The organism is Micromonospora sp. URMC 105 (genome assembly GCF_051386295.1).
Lineage (GTDB): Bacteria > Actinomycetota > Actinomycetes > Mycobacteriales > Micromonosporaceae > Micromonospora.
This window is the reverse complement of the sequence record NZ_JBPQTL010000199.1, coordinates 1-1679: the sequence shown is the minus strand read 5'-3', so window position 1 is coordinate 1679 and position 1679 is coordinate 1. Positions and strand designations below refer to the sequence as shown.

Annotated in this window: 1 protein-coding gene and 1 riboswitch; the gene reads right to left on the bottom strand. The window is 72.9% G+C overall.

All coding sequences use genetic code 11. The features are described 5' to 3' along the window. Nucleotides 1-132: 132 nt before the first annotated feature. Nucleotides 133-1422 (bottom strand): threonine synthase, encoded by a 1290-nt coding sequence (gene thrC / locus ACSNN7_RS28900; RefSeq protein ID WP_436684209.1) that lies wholly within the window; start codon nucleotides 1420-1422, stop codon nucleotides 133-135. Between the two features lie 10 nt (nucleotides 1423-1432). Next, nucleotides 1433-1568: riboswitch (SAM riboswitch) on the bottom strand. Nucleotides 1569-1679: the final 111 nt, after the last annotated feature.

Here is a 1679-nt window from a genome sequence, read left to right as displayed (position 1 = left end):
ATCCGGCCGCCGGCCTCTACGCGCTGGAGGCGGTGCGCCGGACCGGCGGCGGGAGGCCCCGACACGCCGCAAACGGGGCCGGAGAGAGGGCCGACCGACGGGCACCGGAGGGCGGGAGGCGGCGGAACGGGGTCAGGCGAGGAGGCCGGCGTCCCGGGCGGCGCGGAGTGAGGGCTTGATCCGGTGGGTCGGGCCGACCTGGCCGGCGACCGCGTCGATGGTCTTCAGGCCCTCGCCGGTGTTGAACACGACGGTCTCGGCGGCCGGGTCCAGCCGGCCGGACTCGACCAGCTTGCGCAACACCGCCACAGTCACCCCGCCGGCGGTCTCGGCGAACACCCCGGTGGTACGGGCGAGCAGCCGGATCCCCGCGCGGATCTCCTCGTCGTCGGCGTACTCCATCCAGCCGCCGGTCCGGCGCACCGCCTCCAGCGCGTAGAGGCCGGCGGCCGGATCGCCGATGTTGAGCGACTTGGCGATGCCGGTCGGCTTGACCGGGACGATGGTGTCGCTGTCGCCGTGCAGCGCGACGGCGATCGGGTTGCAGCCGGCGGACTGGGCGCCGAAGACCTTCCAGCCGCCGGCGGGCGCCTCGACCAGGCCGATCTCGACCAGCTCGGAGAACGCCTTGTCGATCTTCGTGAGCAGCTCACCGCTGGCCATCGGGATGACCACCTGGGCCGGGATCCGCCAGCCGAGCTGCTCGGCCACCTCGTAGCCGAGGGTCTTCGAGCCCTCCGCGTAGTACGGGCGCACGTTCACGTTGACGAACGCCGTGTCCTCGAACTCGTCGGTCTCCACCAGCTCGCCGCAGAGCCGGTTCACGTCGTCGTACGAACCGTCGATGGCGACCAGTTCGCCGCCGTAGACCGCGGTGGTGACCACCTTGCCCTGCTCCAGGTCACCGGGGATGAAGACCACCGAAGGTACGCCGGCGCGGGCCGCGTGGGCGGCGACCGAGTTGGCCAGGTTGCCGGTGGAGGCGCAGGCGAACCGGGTGAAGCCGAGCGCCTTGGCGGCGGTCAGCGCCACCGAGACCACCCGGTCCTTGAACGAGTGGGTCGGGTTGGCGCTGTCGTCCTTGACCCAGAGCGACGCGGTGATGCCCAGCTCGGCGGCGAGGTTCGGGGCGGCGACCAGCGGGGTCAGCCCCGGGTCCAGCGTCACCCGGGCGGCCGGGTCCTGACCGGCGGGGAGCAGGGCGGCGTAGCGCCAGATGTTCTGCGGGCCCGCCTCGATCCGCTCCCGGGTGACGGCGGCCAGGGCGGCGGTGTCGTAGTCGACCTCCAGCGGCCCGAAACACTCGTAGCAGGCGTGCTGGGCGGCGAGCGGGTAGCGCGCCGAACAGGCGCGGCAGACCAGGGCGCGGGCCGGGCTGGCGGTGGTGTCGATGCCGGGGGCGGCGGGAAGCGTCGACGTCATGTCGAGAGTCCTCTCATCTTTCCCCGCATCGCACCCTGCGGCGGGGACGGAATTGGCACCTGCCCCGCAGGGCGCTCAGCGATGAGCGCGCGGGGTGGTTGCCGGGGCGTCGTCGGGCCGTATCCCTCAGCCCCTCTGGATGAGGTATGCAGTTGTGCCACCGAGTCTAGGAGACCCTCCGCCACACCCCGCCCCCACATCCCACGCTGTGAACCACGGGGGCGATGGCGGCGGGTGGGCAGGCAGGCGGGTGGGGT